Consider the following 19,456-nt stretch of genomic DNA (forward strand, 5'->3'; position numbering starts at 1 on the left):
TTCAGGATGATCGTGGCACCCGTTTTGGTGTTCGCCGCACTGGCGGCCTGGGCTTTGTCCTCACCCGTCGGGGCGAGTCCTGACGACGACTTTCATCTGACCAGCATTTGGTGCGCGACAGGCAACTCTGACTACTGTGCCCCTTCTGGCGATGATGGAACCCGTCTGGTCCCTCCCGCTGTGGCGAACCCCGCTTGTTTCGCCTATGACGCCGAGAAGAGTGCTGGCTGCCAAAACAGCATCGACTTCACCGAGGGAGCAACGACGGAGACCGCCCGCGGCAACTTCGCTGGCGGATATCCGGTGGTCTACTACGGCACCATGAGTCTCTTTGTGGGGCAGGATGTTCACGCTTCAGTCGTGATCATGCGTCTCGTCAACGTTGCGCTCTTCGTCGCGCTCGGCGTCGCTTTGTACCTCCTGCTTCCCGAGAGACGTCGCCAAATATTGGTCTGGCAATGGGCGCTCACGACTGTTCCGCTGGGACTTTTTGCCCTCGCATCCACGAATCCGAGTTCGTGGGCAATCATGGGTGTGGGCTACGGCTGGCTCGCGCTTCTCGGATTTTACGAAGCGCGCGGGCGAAAGCGCATCGGCCTCGGTGCTGTCTTCCTTCTCACGGCCGTGATGGCGTCCGGTTCTCGAAGTGACGCCTCTGTTCTGTTTGTTATAGCTGTGCTGGCTGCCGCCTTGCTTGCCGCTGAGAGAAATAGACGTTTTTGGGTATCGTCTCTTTTGCCGATTGCCGGTTTTATCATTTGTGGTCTGTTGTTCCGGGCGTCGCGTTCGGCTGATGTTGTGACAAGCGCTGTGAATGAACCGCTCGGTCTGGGCGTCATCGTTCCCCGAATCGCCTTCAACCTCACCGAAGTCCCGTCGATCTGGACGGGAATATTTGGTCAGTCTTGGGGACTCGGTTGGTTGGACACGTCGATGCCCGCGATTGTCTGGGGCAGTTGTCTGGCGGCGCTCATCGGTGCAGGTTTCGTTGCGGCTCGTTCTTCCTCCAAGCGCAAGACCGTGGTCGTCGCTCTCGGTGCCCTGGCTTTGGCAGCGATTCCTGTCACTCTTCTCGTGCTTGCAGGAAAAGATGTAGGAGATGACTACCAGCCGCGATACCTCCTGCCGCTGATTGTTGTGTTCGTAGGAGCTGTTTTCTTTGCGCCTCGGTCGCAGAGCATTGTTTTGTCGAGGGCTCAAACCTGCTTGATTGTTGTGGCGCTGTCCGGCGCCCATCTCGTCGCGCTCTACCTGAACACGCGTCGATATCTCACGGGGATTGATGCGCTGACCCCCAATCTTGATGCTGGGCGAGAGTGGTGGTGGAATACTGCACTTACACCGAATGTGGTGTGGATCGTGGGATCGTTGTGCTTCTCTGCCGCGTTGTCAGCGCTTTTGCTTTCGCATCGCGCGACTCCCGTAGATGAAAAACAAGACCTCTCGCGTGAGCGCGACAGCGTTAGCGCCCTCTGAGATAGCCTGTACGAATGGTACCCGGCCGCTCTGAACCCGTTGTCGCGTCTGCACGCACCCAATTCTTTCGTCGTTTCCGAATTCTCTACTTGGTGCCAGTGTTAGCGTTGCTTGCGCTTTCGGCGTGGGCTTTCGCTTCACCGATGGGTGCTGCTCCTGATGACGACTTTCATCTCGTGAGCATTTGGTGTTCCACTGGCGACGAGGCGTACTGCCAAGACGGCAGCGCTGATTACTCACGTTTCGTTCCCGAAGCGGTGCTCAACTCCCCTTGCTACGCGTTCTATAGCAATGAGAGTGCGGCGTGTCAGAACAACCTCGATTTTGAGAATGACACTTTGGTCGAGACTATGCGCGGCAACTTTGTCGGAGCATACCCTCCGCTCTATTACTCGGTGATGAGCGTCTTTGTTGGTGATGACGCGCATGCTTCGGTTATGGGAATGCGACTTGTCAATGTGTTGCTCTTTGTGGTCATCACCACTGCGTTATACGTGCTGCTACCAATTAGTCGACGTCCAGCTCTCGTGTGGGGGTGGCTCGTTACGACGATGCCCCTAGGCGTTTTTTTGATCGCATCTAACAATCCCAGCGGATGGGCCGTCGTCGGCGTTGGGTCTGCGTGGCTGGCACTTCTCAGCTATTACGAGGCTAGAACCCGTGCCGTGCGGTGGGCATCCGCAGCTCTCGTGGTGATCGCTGTGCTGATGGCAGCAGGTTCTCGCGGTGATTCGGCGATGTACGTAGTGGGGGCGCTTGGCGTCACAGGTATTTTGGCGTTTGAGAATACTCGTCGATTTTGGCTGCTCTCGATTTTGCCTCTACTCATGTTTGTCGTTTCTGCTGCTTTTTTCTTGGCAGCGCGTCAGACATCGGCAGGAATCAATGGTTTCGGTGGGGAAGAAGCTGGGCCGGCAGCGGGGCAAGCCGCCACGGCTGCCGACAGCCTGTCTGGATTTGGGTTGATGGCCTATAACCTTCTCAATGTTCCTTCGCTGTGGACTGGAGCCTTCGGAGGCTGGGATCTCGGATGGCTCGATACTCCCATTCCTGCGTTGGTGACCTTCCTCGGCATAGCGGCGTTCGTGGGAGTTGGTTTCAGCGGGCTGGCAGTGCTTAACAAGCGAAAAGCGTTCGTGATTGCCGCTGTGGCGCTCGTGCTCTGGATATTGCCCACCTACGTGCTCACGCAAGGCGGTGACAAAGTTGGAGAACAAGTTCAGCCGCGCTACATATTGCCGCTTGTAGTCCTCTTGGGCGGGCTATTGGTCCTGCAAGAAGGGCATAGACGATTTGCTCTTGGCAGAGTGCAGACTCTCGCTCTGGTTGCGGCTCTGAGCATGGCTAACCTCGTTGCGCTCCATATGAATATGCGCAGGTACATAACAGGCAATGATGCGCCCGGATGGAACCTCAATGCCGGCGCCGAGTGGTTTTGGGTCGGAGTTCCGTCCCCCATGGTGGTGTGGGCCGTAGGCTCTGTGTCATTCGCGCTCATGGTGACGATCCTTGCGCGCGAAATGTACCGAACTTCGGATCCTGGCTTCCGGGATCAGTCTGGTGACCGCGTGGTGCATTCGGTAGCGAGGGCGACCCGTTAGTAAATTCCGAATCAAGGTTCTTGAGGGTTAAGAGCTTTTCACCAGACATTTAGCTGCTTACGTGTGAAATCGTCGATGGCACGAATTGCGTTGTGACAAACTGGTCATCATGGGTCGAACTTGGGTCGTTGTGCCGATGTATAACGAAGGCAGTATGGTCGGATCGGTAATCGAAGACCTCAAGCGTTCATTTACACACATTGTGTGTGTCGATGATGGCTCGACCGATGACTCAGTGAGCGCTGCCAGCGCCGCTGGCGCGACGGTCGTCGTTCACCCGATCAATCTTGGACAGGGTGCCAGTCTGCAGACGGGCTTCGAATTTGCACTTTCGGACCCTGAAATGACCGAAGTCGTGACGTTTGACGCAGATGGTCAGCACCAAGTCTCGGATGCGGTAGATATGGTCGCAAAGCTGCGTGCGGATAACCTCGATGTGGTTATCGGATCTCGATTCCTTGATGAGCGCACTTCAATGGGTGGCGCCAAGCGGCTGGTTCTGCGCACAGCAGCTGCGTACACTCGAGCGACTACGGGGATGGCCCTCACTGATGCTCACAATGGTCTCAGGGCAATCGGCAGGAGCCTAGTCTCCCAAATACATTTGAAGCAGAATCGTATGGCGCACGCTTCTGAACTGGTCGATCAGATCAGTGCTTCTCAAGCGGAATGGTCAGAGTTTCCGACACACATCGTGTACACCGAATACTCTAAGAGGAAGGGCCAGTCCCTCCTTAACGCCGTGAATATCCTTGTAGAAATAGTGTTTAGGTGACTCGATGACGATCGTTTTTCAGGTACTTGCCGCGTTAGTAATCCTCATTGCGGGATACTTCATGCTGCGCGGAGGAGGCGCTCGCCATCAAGCGATGCAGCGACTCTTGCTTCTGCTATTCATGGTCGCGGCGGCATCATCGGTATTCTTGCCGCAACTCTGGACCTACGCGGCCAACTTGGTCGGGGTCGGCCGCGGCACCGACTTGTTGCTATACATCATGGTCCTGGTTTTCTTGGGTTTCGTGGCAACTTCATACCGTCGTTCTCGACGAACCGAGAACGACGTTACAGAGCTGGCGAGACGAGTCGCGTTGTTGGCAGTGCGAAGCCCTCAGGGCGAATCCGAAAATTCTGGTGGCGAGTAGCGCGCTCGTATCGATTGATTGGCTGCGGGCCGTTAGTTGGTTCGGGTTGGCTTTGTGGCTCCGCGTGAGCCTTTTGCAGACCTTCGATACCCGCAATTCATTCGCAGACGAAATTACGCGTCGAGCATGATGAGCTGGTCTGAGCCTGTCTGTCGATACATCGCACCTGTAACAGGACATGTCCAGTCGTCCCCTGAAACGTGCGTGAGAGGGTGCCCGGCGGTTCCTACCCACCCGACCCGTTTTGCGGGGCTACCAACCACGAGCGCAAATTCGGGAACATCTTTCACGACTACGGAGCCCGCACCTACTAACGCCCAGCGCCCAATTACTAGCGGGGCTATGCAGGTTGAATTCGCGCCAATCGAAGCCCCTTCTCGGATATCCACGCCCACCGGCTCCCAGTCGTCTGCCGACTTTGACGTGCCGTCAGCGTTGATCGCGCGAGGGAAATGGTCATTCGTGAGAACTACCGCTGGCCCGATGAACACTCCCTGGGCGAGCCGTGCAGGCTCGTACACAAGTGCGTAGTTTTGAATTTTGCAGTTAGCGCCTACTTCGACTCCGGTGCCCACATATGCGCCCCGTCCTACTACGCAATTTTCTCCGAGCCGCGCTTTCTCGCGCACTTGGGCGTAGTGCCAAACTTTTGACCCCGTAGAGATGACGGCGCTGTCGGCTACATCTGCTGTGTCATGCACATATACGCGAGAATCACTCATGGAAACCCCAAAAATAGCGGCGAAGAATGGAATGAGTTCAGCTTAGTCGCTCAGATTGATTGATTCTGTTTGGCGCGAGCATCGCTCGTAGACTGGTGTAATGAGAGTTTTGGTCACCGGGGGAGCCGGGTACATAGGGGCGCACACAGCGCAACTTCTAGTGGCGCGGGGCGAATACGTGCTGGTGGTGGACGACTTGGTGACGGGGTCCCGGGATCGAATCCCGGAAATTCCTGTCGTCACGCTGAATATCGCGAGCGCGTCTGCGAATGATCTAGAGGCGCTAATGGTGCAGCATCGTATCGATGCTGTAATCCATTTCGCAGGCCAGAAGCAAGTGGCTGAGTCGGTTCAGAAACCAGCATGGTACTACGAGCAAAATGTCGGAAGTGTAGCTCAACTATTGCTGGCGATGGAAGCCGCTGGCGTTCATAAAATCGTCTTTTCTTCGTCCGCAGCGGTGTACGGCGAAGCGTCCGGCGCCATCGCTGAAGACGCGCCAACTTTGCCCATCAATCCGTATGGAGCGACGAAGCTCGCAGGGGAGCAGCTGATCACCGCGGCGTCACGGGCGTGGCCCCTCCGCGCGGCAAGCTTGCGGTACTTTAACGTGGGTGGTGCGGGAGACCCGCGTCTGGGCGACACTCAAGCGCTCAACCTCATCCCGATTTGCTTCGATCAGATAGCCGCCGGGATCTCTCCGACGATCTTTGGCGACGACTACGACACTTCCGATGGAACGTGCATCCGCGACTATGTCCACGTCAGCGATGTGGCGGAGGCCCACTTGGCTGTTCTGGATGCTCTTCCCGCCGAGCCGAACAATACTGTGCTCAACGTAGGTACGGGTGTCGGCACAAGCGTGCGCGCGATGGTGCAATCTATCCTGGATGTGTCAGGGAGTCGGCTTCCTCTCGCGGTGGGCGGGCGTCGTACCGGGGATCCGGCTGCAGTGGTCGGAGTGGTCGATAGAATTCATGACCTCACAGGGTGGACCGCGCGGTATAGCGTTGATGACATCGTGCGGTCGGCTTGGGAGTCACGTCAGTACTTAGAAGCGCGCTAGCAGGACTTAGAGTGCGGACGGCGCTTTAGCGTCGAGCGCGTTGCGCCAGCTGAGCTCGCGAGCTGCTTTTACGCAACACACGACAAAAGTGAGCCACCCAAACTCGATCAGGAGTGAACTTTCCGCGGTCGCACTCACGATAAGCGCAAGTAACACGAGGGCTGGCCACGCGAAGACTATGCTTCGCCGACGTGAAGCAAGCAGCCACGAACGCATAAAGGCGAGCCCAAGGAGCCCCAAGAAAATCAGGAATCCGACGAGGCCAAGCTGGAACCACACATCAAGGTACGCGTTATGTGCTGAGTCGGGCACACGTCCACCGAAGTTTCCGAAGGCGGTGAATGGTGCGAGTTCGGCGTCCCAGGGACCGATCCAGCCCCAACCCTCAAGACGATGCACCTCTCCGAGGTCCCACAGTTGTCGCCACACTTTAAGGCGGTAGGCAAGATCTCCGCTGGCGTCGAACCACGCAACGATTGCCACTCGGGAGAGCCAGCTGATCACGGCAGCGGTCGCGACAAACCCGATGAGCACAAACTGCCAATAACGGCGGCGCCCCGACGGGACGCGACGCAGAGCATAAAGTGCGCCACTCGCCGCGAGAATGACGAGAGCTGTTCCAAAGGCCAGTGGAGATTGTGAGAGAAGCAGTACCACGCTGCCAAGCACTATGGATCCGATTGACAAACCGCGTTCGACCGATCGAGTGCGCAGTTCTGTTGCAAAAGTGATCAGAGCGATGACTGCGATGATGCCGAGCTGGTTGCGGGCCCCAAAGATCCCTTGAATCGGATCAGTCGTTCCTAGGTTGCCGGCGATCGAGAGCGCGCGCAGAGACGTATCGAAGATCAGCCCGGTAAGGATCTCAAGGCCGATGGAGAGCACGAGAACAAACCTCATGACATCGCCAAAGGCTCGAACGATTTGGATCGTGTCGCGAACGAGCGCGATATAGATTCCGAGCACCGTGAATACGAGCAGGGAGGTCGCTGCCGCAAATGACTCAAGTCTGTACTGGCTCCAGAAAAGAGACACCCAAGTCCACAGAGTGAACACCATCAGTGAGATGGGCACGAGCGCACGCCAACCAATATTGCCCCACTGTGCAGCGAGGGAGCCAGCGACCAGAAGGAGAAGACTCGAGAGGATCGCTAACAGTCCGGCTTCGCCAATGGTTTGGCGCAATGCAAACGCACACAGCGCCACGGCGATCGTGGCCGAGCTGAGGGCGGAGGAGAAACGAGGAGAGCCGAGAATCGCGGCGCCTACCTCTATCGCGACACGGTAACGCGGGGGAGGCTGGATCATGAAGCGCTCACCGTCCAATCGGGCCTCTTGGTTTTAACGGCGATGATCACCAGCAGAGCAAGCGCGTACTCGCCAAGGAGCCTGCTTTCGGGGATGCTCTGCACCACGAGCGCTACCATCACCAAGATCGGTAGCAGTGTGAGTGGCGAGTATGGCTCGCTCGTGTGTGGCGCTCGCTGGGGCCGGTCGATGGCCGCGAGCCACGCCCTGAGCAGTGTGGAGACAACCAGCGCTCCAAATATGAACACCCCGACAAGCCCGAGCTGCAGCCAGACATCAAGCCACGTGTCGTGAGCCTGGAGTTGCACGACCCCGTTGCGGATAACGCGATCCTTGAACGGTTCGACCCACGGCATCCAGAAGCTGATCCAGCCCCAACCGAGAACGGGGCGTTGCTCGGCGAGACCGATGACGATCTGCCAAATTTCGGCACGACCCGTAAGGTCGCCGCTTTTTCCGAGAAGCCCAAAGATGGTGTCTCTGAGCGCGAAGGCGACACCCCCAGCGGCGGCGGCTGCGGCGACAACACCGACCGCCGTGAGGCGGCGTGCCCAATCGGTGCGGCGGCTTCGGATGAGCAGCAGGCCCGCCGCGGTGACGGCTACCGCTGCGAGCGCGACAGTCACGGTTGCAGAGCGTGTGAAGAAAAGTGTGAGGGCGGCCAGTGCAATCCAGGTGATTGACCACCGTTTTCCCGCAGCACCCGTCGCCCATTGGATCGAGAACACGATGACTCCGAGAAGGGCAAGGAAACCAAGATGGTTTGCATTGCCCACAATGCCCTGAATCCGTCCGTCATCAAAGGTCTCGAAGAGCTCGTTGCGTGACCAATAGAGCATCTGCGGAACCTTGTCGTAACCAGGAACAGCGACTTCTGGTTGTGCTGTCCAAGGCAAGATCGGGCCGCGCACGAGGGTGGCCACGACGAACTCAAACAGGAGTGATGCCACGATCAAGATGCGCAGCACTCGAGCTAGCCCGTTGAGCAGCTCAGCCCAGCTGAAACTCACGGCCATCGCAAGCGCGCCAAGCACGGTCATCCACGTTGTAGCAAGTCCGAGTGCGCTCGCTGCGGGATACTGCGACCACACGAGAGACCCCGTCGCGAGCGCCATGAACACGATGAAGGGATAGGGGAGGCCGCCGATAGTCCAGCGCTGCCGAGACTGAACCAAGATGACGACAGAAATCGCGAAGATTCCGACCGCGACAATGCCCCAAGCAACCCAGCCAACCGAAAATCGCCAAGCATCCCCGCCGAAGAGGATTAGTAGCGACAGAACGAGAAACCAGGTTCGCGCCCGTGGGTGCTCAATCAGTCGCATTACGCAAGATTAGACGAATGCGGCCTTGCCCGTGATGGCACGGCCCACGATCAGGGTGTTCATTTCGCGAGTTCCTTCATAGGAATAGATCGCTTCGGCGTCGGCAAAGTGACGCATGACACCGTAATCGAGAACGATACCGTTGCCTCCCATGAGTTCACGGCACCAAGCGACGGTCTCGCGCATCCGGCTAGTCGTGTACTCCTTGGCAAGTGCCGCGTGCTCGTCTTTTTGCACACCCTCGTCAAGCATTTCAGAGACGCGCGTCACCATCCCGATGGAAGCTGTGATGTTTCCGAGGCTCTTCGCGAGGTGCTCCTGAACGAGCTGGTGGCTGCTGATCGGCTTGCCGAACTGGATGCGGTCGTTGGCATACTGAACGGCGGCTTCGTAAGCACCGATGGAGTTTCCTACCGCTGCCCACGCTACTTCTGCGCGAGTGAGTCGCAACACGGCGGCCGTCTCGCGGAACGATTGAGACTTCTGAAGACGGTTGGCTTCGGGAACAACAACGTTCTCAAGCACAATGTCAGCGTTCTGCACGATGCGCAGAGCCATCTTGTTCTCGATACGAGTGGCGGAGTAGCCGGGCGTGCTCGTGGGCACGATAAATCCCTTGACCTGGTTGTCTTCTTCGTCGCGAGCCCAAATGATGGTGACGTCGCTAATGGACCCGTTGCCGATCCAGCGCTTGGCCCCGTTGATGATCCAGTTGTCGCCATCGCGCTTGGCGACGGTCTGGAGGCCTTGAGCGGTGTCGGAGCCCGAGAGCGGCTCGGTGAGTCCGAAGGCGCCGAGAAGTTCGCCGGACGCAAACTTGGGCAGCCACTCATCGCGCTGCTCTTGTGAGCCAGCAACACCGATCGAGCCCATGACGAGACCGTTCTGCATTCCCACGAGAGTTGCCGCGCTCGCATCCACGCGGGCGAGCTCGAGTGCTACCCAACCGCGGAACACGGCCGAGTTCGGGAATTGCTGGGTTTCGGCCCAGGGGAGTCCGAAGAGCCCGAGATCGGCGAGGCCCTTCACGACGACGTCGCGATCAAAGAACTCTGCTTTGGCCCACAGGTCGTTGGCAATCGGGCGCACCTCTTTATCAAGGAACGCGCGAAGCTTCACGATCGTTTCTTTTTCTTGATCGGTGAGTGCATTCTCGTAGCCGTAGAAGTCGCTGCTGAGGGTCTCAAATGACATAGTCGTCGCTCCATTGCTTGTCGAAATCACTGCGAGCCTAAAGGCTGAGTACGCGTCGCTTCTACACGATTGGTACTTTGGTCTAACGCTGAGAGAAGAGTTGACTGAATGTTTGTAGGCATCACTAATACCCCGCGCGACTACGCGTGGGGTTCCGCTGGCGAAATTTCGACACTATTGGGCACTATGCCGACAGGGAAGCCCGAAGCGGAACTCTGGTTGGGTGCTCACCCCGGCAGCCCGAGCGTCATTCTTGATCCCACGCTCACGGGCTCTGCCGGCGACCTTCATGAGTGGATTCAACGCGATGGCGAGCAGGTTCTTGGCGCGGGGAGTGAGCGGCTTCCCTTCCTTCTGAAGGTTCTTGCGGCCGGAGCGCCCCTGTCGCTTCAAGCGCACCCCACTCCCGAGCAAGCCATCGAGGGGTTCGCTCGCGAAAACGCTGCGGGTATCCCGCTGACGGCCAGTCACCGCAACTACAAAGATGCCTCCGCCAAGCCAGAACTCATTCTCGCGGTCAGCGACACCTTCGAGGCGCTGTGCGGTTTTCGGTCAATGACCGAGACCCGAGCATCCATCGAACGACTGGCGGAGCTGGATGCCGCAAGTAGCACTCCTGCGCCGGCGCTGTTTGCGCAGTGGTTGGCTTTCGCTCGCGCTGATTCCGATCTGCGGTCGATGTTCGAGTGGCTCATTTCTGCCGCGGAGCCGGTGCCGGAGCTTGTGGAACGCGTCACGGCGCTCGCCGAGGCTGATCAGGCCAGCGACGAATTCGCGCTTGTTCGCACGCTAGCGGGCTATTACCGGGGTGATCCCGGAGTGCTCATTGCGCTCATGCTGAACCATGTGACGCTCACGACGGGCGAGACTTTGTTCCTGCCTGCCGGTAACATCCATGCCTACCTGCGGGGGCTTGGTATTGAGCTCATGGCGTCGTCTGACAATGTATTGCGCGGCGGGTTGACTCCTAAGCATGTGGATGTCGCAGAGCTGTTGAGCGTTCTCGATTTCTCGGCAAGCCCAGTTCCCTACCTGAATGCCGAGCCCGTGAGTGACGGCGCGCGTGTGTTCCGGCCTCCCGTGCGCGACTTTCAACTCCTTGAGGTTCACGAAGCTGCGACCGTTGAACTGCACAGCGCCGCGATCGTGTTGTGCACGGTTGGAGAGTTCGTTGTCTCTAGCGGGGAGCGCGCGCTAACGCTGTCACGGGGGGAATCGATCTTCGTCACGGGCGATGAGCACGGGCTGAGCATCCGGGGTGCCGGTCAGTTGTTTGTCGCGGCAACGCAATAGTGTTGCTCTCATGACCGCACGGGGAGGCTTCGCTAAACGCATTCTCGGCTTCGCGGGTTTGCCGTTTCTCTCGCTCATCACTCCATTTTTGTTCTTGCCGATTTTGGCGAGAGTAGCGGGAGCCGACGCGTGGTTGGCGATCGCGGTAGGACAGTCAAGCGGTGGTTTTTTCGCGCTTATCGTTGCGCTGGGTTTCAATACGGTTGGGCCGCCGCTGATTGCACTAGCTGAGCCCAGCATCCGGCCCCGATTGCTCGTGACGAGTCTGCACGCCCGAGCCCTCGTGTGGTTGCCGAGTGCAGTAATTGCGGCAGTGATTGCCGCGGTTGTTTCGCCGGACGACTATCGGATTGATGCTGCGGTCATGGCGATCGCAATGACCTTAACGGGTCTCTCAAGTGCGTGGTTCATGATCGGCTTGGGGCGGGCGAGTTTGATCGCAATCTATGAAATCTCTCCCCGTATAGTCGCGACAGTTATTGCTGCGGTGGTCGTGTTGAACGCCGGTGACGTGATCTGGTACCCCGTGTTGCTTGTGCTTGCGTCGCTCGTGAGCGTTGGGCTTTTCGCCTTGCGCACAGCAGGCGCCGCCGAGTTCACTCGTCGTGACTCGCACGCCGTTCGTGAGGTGTTCCGCGCAAATCGTTCGGCCGTCACGACCGAGGTTGCTGGTGGTGCCTACAACTCTCTCGCCGTAACTTTTGTTGGGGCCACTGCCGCGAGTGCGCAAGCGGCCGCGTATGTCTCTGGTGACAAGCTTTACCGCATCGGGCAGTATTCGGTCTCGGCGCTCGGCAATGCGCTGCAGGGCTGGGTAGTTGAGGCCGGTGATGTCGAGTTTGGTGCGCGCATCCGTAAATCGTTGCTCGTGCACGCCACTTTGGGGCTCGCAGGACTTGCTGCTTTTGCGACTATTGGCCCGTGGCTTTCTGAAGTGCTCTTCGGCGCCGAAGTCGCGATCAATGAGGCAACGGCTCTCGGGCTCGGCGTGGCAACGCTGGGCATCGCACTCGGTACTTCGCTTGGCCGCATCACGCTCGTTGGCATGGGGGCTCGGCGGCAGTTCATGCTGAGCGTGCTGCTCGCCGCAGCCGTCGGCGTTCCCTCAATATTGGTGCTCAGCGCGACGTTCGGTGCAGCGGGCGGGGCATGGGGACTAGCGATCGGCGAGACCGTCTCGGTCTGCGCTCAGGCGTTATTCGTGTGGAGGTTGCGTACAAAGGCTGGCGGCTTTTTCGTCGCGACGACGCGATCGGATGGCGCGCCAACTGGGCCGTAGCCTCATGCTGCGGTTCGCCGCTCAGCGCGTCTCCTCAAGTTCCAGTACCGTTACTGTGGCCGATGTCTCGGCGTGGAGTCCGGAGCCGTTCGGCCGCGAGCAAGAAAGAAACACAACTATGAAGCGCGCATTCATTACAGGGATCACTGGCCAAGACGGTTTGTACCTTGCTGAGCTCTTGCTCTCGAAGGGCTACAAAGTTTTCGGTCTCATGCGTGGCCAGAACAACCCCAAGCGTGAATTGCTTGAGCGGGTGATTCCTGATGTCGAGATTCTGACCGGCGACCTCACCGACCTCTCGAGCTTGATGCGAGCAATGAGCGTCGCGAAGCCCGATGAGTTCTACAACCTTGGTGCGATTTCGTTCGTTGCCTACTCCTGGGAGAACGCGCACCTCACGAGTGAAGTTACCGGAATGGGCGTGCTCAACGCGCTCGAAGCGGTGCGGCTCCACACTGCAGCCACCGGTCAGCAAGTGCGCTTCTATCAGGCATCGAGCTCGGAAATGTTCGGCAAAGTGCAGACGGTTCCTCAAAACGAAGACACCCTGCTGTGGCCGCGGTCGCCCTACGGCGTTGCCAAGGTATATGGCCACTACATGACGATCAACTACCGAGAGTCTTACGGCATGCACGCGTCGTCTGGGGTGCTCTTCAACCATGAGTCACCTCGTCGCGGGCCCGAATTTGTCACTCGTAAAGTGACGCGCGCGGTAGCTCGTATTTCGCTCGGCCTGCAAGACACCCTCACTTTGGGCAACATTGATGCTCAGCGAGATTGGGGTTTCGCGGGAGACTACGTTGAAGCTATGTGGCTGATGCTTCAGCAGGATGAGCCTGACGACTACGTCATTTCCACGGGGGAGACTCAGAGCATCCGAGTACTTCTTGATCATGCTTTCGCCGCGGTCGGCATCGACGACTGGACTCCGTACGTCGATTTCGACGAACAGTTCATGCGTCCCGCCGAAGTCGACCTCCTCGTGGGCGACGCCTCGAAGGCGAAAGAGAAGCTGGGCTGGCAGCCGCGGGTCAAGTTTCCGGAACTCGTGTCGATGATGGTTGAAGCAGACCTGCGTGAGCAGAAAGAGATTGCCGGCCTCTGATGACGCGAGCGCTGATTACCGGAGTCACTGGTCAAGACGGTTCGTATCTTGCCGAGCTCTTGCTCGCGCAGGGCTATGAGGTGCACGGCGTAACCCGAGATGCTGGTGAAGTCGTGACGCCTGGCGTCGTCGTGCACGAGCGCGATCTGAGCGTCGATAGTGCGATTGGCGACCTCATCACCGAGCTCCAACCTCGAGAGATTTACAATCTCGCCGCGCTCAGTTCGGTGTATCAATCGTGGCAAAATCCGGCTCTCACTGCTCGGCTGAATGGCGTCGTTGTGGCAGAGATGCTGGCAGCGGTCAAGAAGATTCATGATCACGGTCAGATCGACATCCGTTTCGTTCAAGCATCTAGTGCCGAAATTTTCGGAGCACCATCCGTCTCACCCCAAGACGAGAGCACCCCAGTGCGCCCCACAAGCCCCTACGGTGCCGCTAAGGCGTATGCGCACGGTCTCGTCGGCGCGTATCGCACAGCGGGCGTCTCTGCCTCCTCGGTGATCTTGTACAACCACGAATCGCCGCGTCGCCCGGAAACTTTCGTGACCCGCAAGATAACCGCTGCTGCGGCACGGATTTCCCTCGGCTTGCAAGACACTCTCGAGCTCGGCAATCTCGATGCTCGACGCGATTGGGGGTGGGCACCCGACTACGCTGACGCGCTCGTCCGCGCGGCGCAGCATCCCGAGGCTGATGATTTTGTCATTGCAACGGGAGTTTCGCATTCGGTTCGTGACTTTGTCGCTGCTGCCTTTGAGCGGGCGGGAGTTGCCGATTGGGAGCGCCGAGTAACCGTCGCTGACTCGCTTCTGCGCACCGGAGATGCTGCACTGCAACGGGGCGATGCGAGCAAGGCGCAGCAGATCCTCGGTTGGACTCCAACGGTGAAGTTTGATGAAATCGTGACGGCGATGGTCGATCATGATCTCGCTTTGCTGAGTTGATTCAAGTCACGGCGCGCCATAACCCTTAAGTCCTAGTCGAGGCAATTATGATCTGCGACTTGACTCTCGGGAACTACACCGGTGTAATTATGTGACGCTATTCGATGCAACGCATTGAAAGCGGAGGGGAGAAGAACCACATGGGCAACAGCGGTTACCGCGCGGGAGTTCCCGACGACTGGTTTGTTGACCCCGTACGACTCGGGGTTCCCGGAGTTCGTCAACCCCTCGCCGACGAAGACGACAACGCGCTCTCATGGCAAACAGACTCGCTGTGCGCGCAAACCGATCCCGAGGCCTTCTTTCCTGAAAAGGGCGGATCTACTCGCGATGCAAAGAAAATCTGCTCGTCGTGTGAAGTTCGAAGCCAGTGCCTCGAATACGCTCTCGAGAACGATGAGCGTTTCGGCATTTGGGGCGGGCTCTCTGAACGCGAACGTCGCAAACTTCGCAAGCGCGCAGGCTAGGCGACCTTCTCCTTTCAGCGAGGATTCTTTCGTTCGGGAGTCGGAGGGATTGACCCCGTATTGGGGTAGTTCTCAGACTCGCCGTTCTGCAGCGAGTCGAGGGCAGAAGATCGCTTACGAGCCATAGTCTAAAACAAATGCAGCCGAGAGTTACCGCAGTACTAGTCGCCCGCAACGGTGCGAAGTATTTGCCACGCACACTTGCCGCCATTGCGGCCCAGACTCGGCGACCCGATTCGGTGATCGTTGTTGACGCGGACTCGAGCGATGACTCGCTTGCCATCATGGCGGAGTCCGGTCCGGCCCAGATTGCCGATGCTCGCGGGCAGCGAACGTTCGGCGGTGCTCTTTCTTCGGCGATTCAGACAGTCGCGCCACAAGCGTCAGAGAGCGAATGGCTGTGGCTCCTCACGCACGATAGCGCGCCAGATCCGAACGCCTTGAGCGCTCTGCTCGGCGCAGTCGAGATCGCGCCGTCGGTCGCGGTCGCAGGACCCAAACTTGTCCGCTGGGACAACCCATCCGTCATCTCCCGTTTTGGGGAAACTCTTACGCCGCTTGGCAGATCGGTCGGGCTCGTCACGAACGAACTCGATCAGGCTCAGCACGATGTGCAGAGCGACACTCTCGGGGTCGCTGGAGCTGGCATGTTAGTTCGCCGCCAGGTGTGGGCAGACCTCGGTGGTTTCGATCCGAAACTCACCTCGGTTGATGCCGCGCTCGATTTCTGCGTGCGAGTCCGTTTGGCGGGCCACCGTGTTGTTGCCGTTGCTGATGCTCGGGTAGCGAGCGCGGGCGGGCCGGAACTGTTTGGTAAGCGTTCAGTATCCGCCGCCGCTCACAATCGGGTGCAACGGTTCGCGCAATTGCATCGTCGACTTGTCTACGCTCCCGGTTTTGCGGTTCCGCTGCACTGGCTGACGCTGTTGCCCTTGGCCATTCTTCGTTCGCTCGGTCATCTTGTTGCGAAACGCCCGACAGCCGTCGCTGGCGAGTTCGCTGCGGCCTTTGCGGCGATTTTCGATGGGGGAGTGGTTGCTGCTCGTCGCAACCTCCGACGAAATAAACGTGTCGGCTTTGCCGCGGTCGACCCTCTACGGATGCCATGGGCCGAGTTGCGCGAAAGGCGCGCACACGAACGCCACGGTGACTCACCTGACGCCGCGTTCGAAGTAGCGAGACCCAAGTTCTTCAACAATGGAGGAGCTTGGACGGTTTTGCTGGCGGGCATCCTCGGCATGCTCACGTTCTCGCGGTTTGTGGATGCGCGTGCCTTGAGCGGAGGTGGGCTGCTTCCACTTTCCGCCACCGTTCCTGAGTTGTGGGCCCATGTGGGTTACGGCTGGAACGACCTTGCCCAGCAGGTTGTCGCCGCGGATCCTTTTGCTGCCGTGCTCGCCGTGCTTGGATCGCTAACGTTCTGGAACCCGTCTTTCAGTATTGTGCTTGTGTACTTGGTGGCGTTGCCGCTCGCAGCTCTCGCCGCGTGGTTGTGTGCAGCATCCATTTCGGAGCGAACCTGGGCGCCGACACTCGCCGCCGCGGCCTGGACGCTCGCGCCTAGTTTCTTAGTGTCGCTGGGGGAAGGCCAACTCGGCGCGGTACTCGCCCACATCTTGCTTCCGTGGCTCGTTCTGACCGTATTGCGCGCGGCACACAACTGGGCAATGTCCGCACTGGCCGCCCTCCTCTTTGCGGCGATCACCGCTGCAGCGCCGAGTCTGATTCCCGCGCTCGTTGTCGCCTTAGTCGCCTGGATCGTGGTGCGCCCCAAGGCCGCTCACCGTCTGGTGTGGATCGTGATTCCTGCCGCCGCGCTGTTTGCACCGCTTGTCATTCAGCAGTGGGCGCGTGGCAATTTTTGGGCCATCTTTGCTGATCCCGGAGTCCCGGTCGCACGGGTCGCGTCGACTGGCTGGCAGCTAGCGATCGGCAGCGTCGTACCCGGTTCCAACGGCTGGAGTTCGCTGCTCGCGACGCTCGGCCTCAACGACCGCTACGGCCCCCTCCTCGTGGCCCTGATGCTTGCGCCCTTCGCTGCTCTGGCCCTCATGAGCCTCTTTGTGCCCGGTACCCGTCGAGCAGTGCCCTCGCTTGCGCTCGCGTTGCTGGGTTTTGTGACTGCGGTGGCTGCCACGCACATCGCGGTGAGCGCATCCGGCGAGTCCGAAGTCGTTCTCTGGGCGGGGCCCGGCCTCAGCCTGTACTGGCTTGGACTGTGCGGCGCGATCACGGTGGCGCTCGATAGCCTCGACCGCCACGCCACCCTGCCAGCCGTTGTTGCGCTTGTGGGAGTTCTCGCACTCGCTGCAGCTCCACTGTGGTCGCTCGGGTCGGGCATGAGTTCGGTCGCGGCCAGCAACGGCCGACTCTTGCCAGCGTTCGTCGCGGCAGAGTCGACTCAGAGCGAAGGGCTCGGCACGCTTCAATTAACCGTGACATCGGATTCGACGATCGCGGTCGACCTCCATCGCGGGCGTGGCTCTGGACTCGATGAGCAATCGACGCTCGCCGCCACAAGCACCGAACTTTCTGAGGCCAAGCTCCTCAATGCCACCCTCGCGGGCAATATCGCGTCACGTAGCGGATACGAGATTGCTCGGGAACTGAATGACTTGCACATCGCGTTTGTGGTGCTCACTCCATCGACGAATGAGGAAGCGGCCGACACCCGCCAACGTATTATCGAGGCCCTTGACGGGAACAGCATTCTCAACCCCATTGGCGATACAGCTCAGGGTTACTTGTGGCACTACCCTGACCTCCGTGAGAGCGAGCAACCGACAGGCCCGAACAACACTTCGACCGGGTGGGGACAGATCGTGCTCGCCGGTCAAGGAGTCATTCTGGGGCTCACGCTCTTGCTTGCGATTCCGACTACTCGCCGTCGCCGTCTGAAAGCGGCCAAGGCTGAGAGCGCCGTGACTGTGATTGAGGCGAACGAATGACTGACAACGAATTCACCCCTGACGAATCATCCGCACTGCCTGATGAACCAACCGGTGCCGAGTTCGAAGACGATAACCTACTGACGAAGGCTCCCGAGCCTGAATCCAGCACGCGCCGCCCCCTGTCTGCTCAAGCGGCTGCTGCTGTCGGAGCCCGCGTCGTCGTGGGCGTTGTCGGTATCGGTGTCGCTGCCGCAGCAGTACTCGGCTCAACGTTCCTTGATCTTCCTTCGACGACGGCAACGCCTGCCAGCGAACTCGTTGTTCCGGTACCCACCGCTCAGCAGCTCACGTGCCCTGGTCCGCTACTGCGGCTCTCCGATGACTCGGGCGCTGGGGCATCCACCGTATTCACTCTGGGACAGGCTGTTACCCGCTTCTCATCGACCGCGGGGGCCGTCGAACAGTCCCGCATTGTGGCGTCGGATGCTCAGCCAGGCGAGTCTGTCGCCGAACCGCTCGTGCTGAGTGATGCTCCCGACGCGCAATCGGCAGACTCGATTGAGCGGCTCAGCGGAGCACAGTCGCAGTCGGTCGATCGAGGAGACTACGTCGGCTTCGCTGCCGCCGGATGCCGAGCTGTCGGTGGCGATAGCTGGCTCGTGGGTGGGGCGACCACGACGGGGCGCACAACTCTCATCTCGCTGACGAACCCCACAGAAGTTGCCTCGACGGTCGACCTTGAAATTTTTGATGAACGTGGCGCTGTGTCAGCGGCAGGTACCACGGGAATTGTTGTGCCGCCCAATGGGCAGCGAGTACTTTCGCTGGCAGGATTTGCCCCGGGCATTTCGTCTCCCGTCGTGCACGTGACGAGCAGTGGAGGCCAGATCACGGCGGAACTGCAGCAGTCAATCGTGCGCGGCCTCGATCCAGGGGGAGTCGAAATTATCGGAGCTACGCAGCCTCCCGCTCGCACGGTTGTGCTTCCTGGCATGGTGGTTACGAGTCTCGAAGCGATTCAGGCACTGCGTGGTACCGCAACGCAGACCGATGACGTCATGACGGCCATCCGCATCTTCGTGCCGGGTGAAGAACCGACAAGCATTTCTGCCACCCTCACCCCCGACGATGCCGACAAGGACCCCATCAGGTTCACTCTCGACGTCAGTGCTGGAGTCGTGACCGACATCCCGATTGAAAAACTTGCTACCGGCGCCTATACGGTGCAGATCGACGCCGACGAGCCCATTGTTGCTGCCGCTCGCACGACCTCGGCCGTTATCAACTCGACTGGCGGGATTGCGACAACCGATTTTGCGTGGTTCACCGCGAGCCCTGCTCTCACAGAAGACACCCAGTTGACGATCGCATCGGGACTGGATGCCGTACTCAACGTCGTCAACCCCAGTGACGAGAACGTTGTCGTGAGTCTCAGCGCGGCCAATGAGACGGAAGAGGAATACACGATCGAAGCTGGAGCCACGCTGCGGTTGTCGGTGCCCAACGGTGAGACCTTTACTTTGGCTCACAGCGATCGACTGTTCGTCAGTGTCACGCAGGCGGCCAACGGTTTCGTTTCGGCTTACTCGGTTGACCCGCAGGCGCCAGGCTCCTCACCGCTTAAGGTCTTCCCTTAAGCG

The 19,456-nt window shown here is 59.2% G+C and carries 16 protein-coding genes; 12 read left to right on the forward strand and 4 right to left on the reverse strand.

What is annotated here, in order from left to right:
* Positions 1-6 precede the first annotated feature (6 nt).
* The 4 genes from AACZ26_RS04980 to AACZ26_RS04995 all read left to right on the forward strand — a co-directional run bounded on the left by AACZ26_RS04980 (position 7) and on the right by AACZ26_RS04995 (position 4,219).
* Entirely contained in the window at positions 7-1,476 is a 1,470-nt protein-coding gene (locus AACZ26_RS04980) for a DUF2142 domain-containing protein (protein WP_339619593.1), read from the forward strand.
* A 14-nt stretch (positions 1,477-1,490) separates the two neighbouring features.
* Entirely contained in the window at positions 1,491-3,077 is a 1,587-nt protein-coding gene (locus tag AACZ26_RS04985) for a DUF2142 domain-containing protein (RefSeq protein WP_339619594.1), read from the forward strand.
* 109 nt (positions 3,078-3,186) lie between these two features.
* Entirely contained in the window at positions 3,187-3,852 is a 666-nt protein-coding gene (locus tag AACZ26_RS04990; RefSeq protein WP_339619596.1) for a glycosyltransferase family 2 protein, read from the forward strand.
* 4 nt (positions 3,853-3,856) lie between these two features.
* A complete protein-coding gene (locus AACZ26_RS04995) occupies positions 3,857-4,219 on the forward strand; it encodes a DUF2304 domain-containing protein (protein ID WP_339619597.1) in 363 nt (120 codons plus the stop codon).
* Positions 4,220-4,332: 113 nt separating this feature from the next.
* Here AACZ26_RS04995 and AACZ26_RS05000 read toward each other — a convergent pair whose 3' ends face one another.
* Complete coding sequence (locus AACZ26_RS05000) at positions 4,333-4,941, reverse strand: acyltransferase (protein ID WP_339619598.1); 609 nt, start codon at positions 4,939-4,941, stop codon at positions 4,333-4,335.
* Positions 4,942-5,041: 100 nt separating this feature from the next.
* Between AACZ26_RS05000 and galE the strand changes: the two genes are divergently transcribed.
* On the forward strand, positions 5,042-6,007 hold the full coding sequence (galE, locus tag AACZ26_RS05005) for a UDP-glucose 4-epimerase GalE (protein ID WP_339619599.1): 966 nt from the start codon (positions 5,042-5,044) through the stop codon (positions 6,005-6,007).
* A gap of 6 nt (positions 6,008-6,013) precedes the next feature.
* On the opposite strand, the gene AACZ26_RS05010 is transcribed toward galE, so the two are convergent.
* From AACZ26_RS05010 to AACZ26_RS05020, 3 genes are read right to left on the reverse strand one after another with little or no spacing between them, the layout of a single operon-like run.
* Entirely contained in the window at positions 6,014-7,315 is a 1,302-nt protein-coding gene (locus tag AACZ26_RS05010) for an O-antigen ligase family protein (protein ID WP_339619601.1), read from the reverse strand.
* Positions 7,312-8,640, reverse strand: a complete 1,329-nt coding sequence (locus AACZ26_RS05015; protein ID WP_339619603.1) for an O-antigen ligase family protein — start codon at positions 8,638-8,640, stop codon at positions 7,312-7,314. The genes AACZ26_RS05010 and AACZ26_RS05015 overlap by 4 nt, the downstream gene beginning before the upstream one ends.
* 9 nt (positions 8,641-8,649) lie before the next feature.
* Entirely contained in the window at positions 8,650-9,834 is a 1,185-nt protein-coding gene (locus AACZ26_RS05020; RefSeq protein ID WP_339619604.1) for an acyl-CoA dehydrogenase family protein, read from the reverse strand.
* A gap of 108 nt (positions 9,835-9,942) precedes the next feature.
* On the opposite strand from AACZ26_RS05020, the gene manA reads away from it, so the two are divergent.
* From manA to AACZ26_RS05055, 7 genes are all read left to right on the forward strand, one after another.
* The gene (gene manA / locus AACZ26_RS05025; protein ID WP_339619606.1) at positions 9,943-11,127 is read left to right on the forward strand and encodes a mannose-6-phosphate isomerase, class I; all 1,185 of its coding nucleotides are present in this window, start codon (positions 9,943-9,945) and stop codon (positions 11,125-11,127) included.
* A 10-nt stretch (positions 11,128-11,137) separates the two neighbouring features.
* The gene (locus AACZ26_RS05030) at positions 11,138-12,406 is read left to right on the forward strand and encodes an oligosaccharide flippase family protein (protein ID WP_339619608.1); all 1,269 of its coding nucleotides are present in this window, start codon (positions 11,138-11,140) and stop codon (positions 12,404-12,406) included.
* Between the two features lie 118 nt (positions 12,407-12,524).
* Positions 12,525-13,511, forward strand: coding sequence for a GDP-mannose 4,6-dehydratase (locus AACZ26_RS05035; protein ID WP_339619610.1), 987 nt, complete (start codon positions 12,525-12,527; stop codon positions 13,509-13,511).
* Positions 13,511-14,458, forward strand: a complete 948-nt coding sequence (locus AACZ26_RS05040; RefSeq protein ID WP_339619612.1) for a GDP-mannose 4,6-dehydratase — start codon at positions 13,511-13,513, stop codon at positions 14,456-14,458. Before AACZ26_RS05035 ends, AACZ26_RS05040 begins: the two co-directional genes overlap by 1 nt.
* 140 nt (positions 14,459-14,598) lie before the next feature.
* Complete coding sequence (locus tag AACZ26_RS05045; protein WP_100388469.1) at positions 14,599-14,925, forward strand: WhiB family transcriptional regulator; 327 nt, start codon at positions 14,599-14,601, stop codon at positions 14,923-14,925.
* 137 nt (positions 14,926-15,062) lie between these two features.
* A complete protein-coding gene (locus tag AACZ26_RS05050; RefSeq protein WP_339619614.1) occupies positions 15,063-17,873 on the forward strand; it encodes a glycosyltransferase family 2 protein in 2,811 nt (936 codons plus the stop codon).
* Complete coding sequence (locus tag AACZ26_RS05055) at positions 17,870-19,453, forward strand: DUF5719 family protein (RefSeq protein WP_339619616.1); 1,584 nt, start codon at positions 17,870-17,872, stop codon at positions 19,451-19,453. Before AACZ26_RS05050 ends, AACZ26_RS05055 begins: the two co-directional genes overlap by 4 nt.
* Positions 19,454-19,456 lie beyond the last annotated feature (3 nt).

This window comes from uncultured Salinibacterium sp., from assembly GCF_963974405.1.
In the GTDB taxonomy this organism is placed as follows: Bacteria; Actinomycetota; Actinomycetes; order Actinomycetales; family Microbacteriaceae; genus Rhodoglobus.

Excerpts from the sequence above, each read along its gene's own strand:
- AACZ26_RS05040 (WP_339619612.1), top strand. The coding sequence starts at position 13,511 with ATGACGCGAGCGCTGATTACCGGAGTCACTGGTCAAGACGGTTCGTAT.
- AACZ26_RS05030 (WP_339619608.1), top strand. The coding sequence starts at position 11,138 with ATGACCGCACGGGGAGGCTTCGCTAAACGCATTCTCGGCTTCGCGGGT.
- AACZ26_RS05045 (WP_100388469.1), top strand. The coding sequence starts at position 14,599 with ATGGGCAACAGCGGTTACCGCGCGGGAGTTCCCGACGACTGGTTTGTT.
- AACZ26_RS05050 (WP_339619614.1), top strand. The coding sequence starts at position 15,063 with ATGCAGCCGAGAGTTACCGCAGTACTAGTCGCCCGCAACGGTGCGAAG.
- AACZ26_RS04980 (WP_339619593.1), top strand. The coding sequence starts at position 7 with ATGATCGTGGCACCCGTTTTGGTGTTCGCCGCACTGGCGGCCTGGGCT.
- AACZ26_RS05010 (WP_339619601.1), bottom strand. The coding sequence starts at position 7,315 with ATGATCCAGCCTCCCCCGCGTTACCGTGTCGCGATAGAGGTAGGCGCC.
- galE (WP_339619599.1), top strand. The coding sequence starts at position 5,042 with ATGAGAGTTTTGGTCACCGGGGGAGCCGGGTACATAGGGGCGCACACA.
- AACZ26_RS05000 (WP_339619598.1), bottom strand. The coding sequence starts at position 4,941 with ATGAGTGATTCTCGCGTATATGTGCATGACACAGCAGATGTAGCCGAC.
- AACZ26_RS05035 (WP_339619610.1), top strand. The coding sequence starts at position 12,525 with ATGAAGCGCGCATTCATTACAGGGATCACTGGCCAAGACGGTTTGTAC.
- manA (WP_339619606.1), top strand. The coding sequence starts at position 9,943 with ATGTTTGTAGGCATCACTAATACCCCGCGCGACTACGCGTGGGGTTCC.
- AACZ26_RS05020 (WP_339619604.1), bottom strand. The coding sequence starts at position 9,834 with ATGTCATTTGAGACCCTCAGCAGCGACTTCTACGGCTACGAGAATGCA.
- AACZ26_RS04995 (WP_339619597.1), top strand. The coding sequence starts at position 3,857 with ATGACGATCGTTTTTCAGGTACTTGCCGCGTTAGTAATCCTCATTGCG.
- AACZ26_RS05015 (WP_339619603.1), bottom strand. The coding sequence starts at position 8,640 with ATGCGACTGATTGAGCACCCACGGGCGCGAACCTGGTTTCTCGTTCTG.
- AACZ26_RS04985 (WP_339619594.1), top strand. The coding sequence starts at position 1,491 with ATGGTACCCGGCCGCTCTGAACCCGTTGTCGCGTCTGCACGCACCCAA.
- AACZ26_RS05055 (WP_339619616.1), top strand. The coding sequence starts at position 17,870 with ATGACTGACAACGAATTCACCCCTGACGAATCATCCGCACTGCCTGAT.
- AACZ26_RS04990 (WP_339619596.1), top strand. The coding sequence starts at position 3,187 with ATGGGTCGAACTTGGGTCGTTGTGCCGATGTATAACGAAGGCAGTATG.